The sequence below is a fragment of the Halorientalis persicus genome, assembly GCF_900110215.1.
GTDB classification, from domain to species: domain Archaea; phylum Halobacteriota; class Halobacteria; order Halobacteriales; family Haloarculaceae; genus Halorientalis; species Halorientalis persica.
Genome location: NZ_FOCX01000093.1, coordinates 1 through 2624 on the forward strand (window position 1 = coordinate 1; position 2624 = coordinate 2624).

The following is a 2624-nucleotide window of genomic DNA, read 5'->3' on the forward strand; positions in this document are numbered from 1 at the left end:
CGATACGAACTAGAGCATGGTGGGGTGCGAAGTGACGATGGATCCGAGCAAGTCCCACTCCCACGTGGCTGTGACCACGAGTCAATGCAACGCTACTGCATTGGCAAAGACGTCTGCCCATACTCGATCTACCACTCCATCAACTGGGACGAAGACATGTGGACCGAACTTGAGAGCCGAAACGGATAGCTAAACCTCCTACCTTCTCCTGTCCTATTACCCGGATCGAGACTGGCAATCAGCCACCATCAGAGGAGTCATTCTGACCCGATTCTCAAACGCACCAATGGAATCCGCCACATACCTATCACATTCCATAAGTAGAAATGATTTGCCCAGAATATAGAAGAAATATATAGAGAGAAAGGCGAAGAAACCTATTGAAGCCGGTATCACCAATGCCAACGTTGCGTGATCTAGAAGGAGTCGTCCGCTATTCAAAGATCAGCCGTTTCTAGTCTGTTACAGCCCATTAGCAGACAATATAGCCAAATGAATATGTTTCTCTCATTCCAAGCAGGATTTTATGGGTAGACCCCTGTTCGGCCCGTACTTTCAGGCAGGAGAGGGCGTATAGCAAATATTCCGAGCCCTCAAAACAGAAATCTATACGCTGACCCTTGTTCGGCCCGTTTTTTCGGGCGGTAGAGAGTGCATAGAGTACATTCCACGTCCTCTAAAACAGAAATCTATACGTTGACCCCTGTTCGGCCCATTCTTTTTGGCGTTTCAGAGTTTCTTTCAATTGTGAACTCAAGTAAGGTCCGATTTTAGACGTTTCACCCTTGTTCGGCCCGTTCTTTCACACAACGGTATTTTCAAAACCCATATTTCGAATTGGTAAATGCGAAATCTGCGCCATGAGATGCTAATCCTCTCGCTACAGCCCGTATTGGGGTGGGTTTACATGAATTTCACGGCCCAGAAAATGGGCCGAACGGGGTTCTTTTCGCCGTTTTCGGCTATCTCTACTTACTATGATAAAGAAACAATCAATAACTCAAAGATGCATCTCACTAAGCCAATATCTGAAAACCGGTTTCTCGGCGGTTTGAGTGTAGGTTCTGTCGTCATCTGTCTTAATATCTGATTCCATATGGTTTGTTCGGCCCACTCAAATCAACTTAGCGCTCGGTTCCGTCATTTTAATTCCGTGAGAGGGGTGAGAAACCCGGGCGTATCGGTGGTTTGCAGTCCCAAGTAAAGGGGACCGATACGGGCGATACGGGGAGGTGTGCAGGAGATCGAAGAGAGAGTGGGGGAGGTCGGGCCGGGGCACAGACAGGTAGCAGACTTCGGGGCCGGAGTACATACAGAATATGACACACAGACGCGCCGGGCAGCGCCGGCGCTGTCAACGAGGAGGTCCAACCGTGCAGCACCGGGTGGCGTCGGTCGGAGACGTAGGGAGCCGTCGCCACACCAGGACAGCGGACAGCCGAGACTCGGGTGGCTGGACTAGAGCAGAGAGACAGTCGGGCAGCTGGCGGCGGCGCCGAGAGATGGAGATGACGACGTCGAAGCCATCGAACGGAGGGGGCCCTCGCAACAGAGACAGAGGAGGACCGCCGGGTAGCATGACGCGTCGACGTGGGCACACCAGAACAGTCGACGATCGAGTGGTCCCCTGACGAGCGCGATGACAAACAGCGCCGGCAATAGCACACAGGGTGGATGGACAGACGGACTCGAGAAAGTCGGTCGGCTTCGCAACCGGAGCCACGACAGGGTCGGTGGTCAGGGATTTGTCTCTGGCAGGTCAAGTGAGGACAACACAGCCATGTACGACGAGTGCCGGAACACAGACTGCGAGGAACCGTCACAGATAGAGCGACTCGCACCAGCGGACTGGAAGGGCAGCGCCGTCGACGGGGAGTTGCACTTCTGTGGGCTGACGTGCCTGCTCGAATTCTGCACGGACGAGTCGAACTTCCCCGTGAGCAAGAGCACGGGGGAGATGCCCACCGACGAGATCCTGGTGTACCAACCGGCCCTCGAGATCGAGGAGGCGGTGGCAGCGGCGGGCGGGGCACACGAGTGAGGGAGGAGGGTCGTTCTTGTGCTGGTGATCCGGGCACCCGACTGGAACGGTGGCAGTCACGCGCTACGTCCCTCGCTCTCAAGTTCGCTCGGTCGAGCGCGGACTGCGCTCCATCGTGCTCACTCCCGATGGTCGTTGCGCGCGATCCCGAATGGCTGGTGCTGGCGTCGGGGACGGGTGGGTGGACAAATCGCTCTTGGTGGCGGGAAGAGAGACGGCGGTGGTACCGAGAGGGGGAGGAGTTGGACTCGGGGTATGGAGAGACAGTGGGTAGTGGAGACAGAGGGGGACTCGCTTCCAGCATAGACAGACTGTCCGCTATGTGTCCCCACGTGATCGTCGGGTGTGATGGCAGGGCAGTGTGTGCGTGGTCGGGTTCGGTGGACGGGTGCAAGTGGGGAGGACTCGATAGGGGAGTCAGCCATGCCCGTGGGGAAGGGACTGGGACTGGGAGTGGAACTGCCACGCTCACTCCGACTGGGATGGTTAGTGGACGTGGGACGAGAGGGAGTGTGATCGACTCGGCGACCGTCGCCGTGTGGCCCCTGCCAGCCCTCGGCGTGCTCGCGGTCGCTGCGCCAGA

General features: G+C 56.5%; 1 protein-coding gene. It reads left to right on the plus strand.

Going from position 1 to position 2624, the window contains the following annotated elements; translation table 11 throughout:
• The first annotated feature begins 1780 nt into the window (after positions 1–1780).
• Entirely contained in the window at positions 1781–2041 is a 261-nt protein-coding gene (locus BMX17_RS24700; protein ID WP_092665264.1) for a hypothetical protein, read from the plus strand.
• Positions 2042–2624 lie beyond the last annotated feature (583 nt).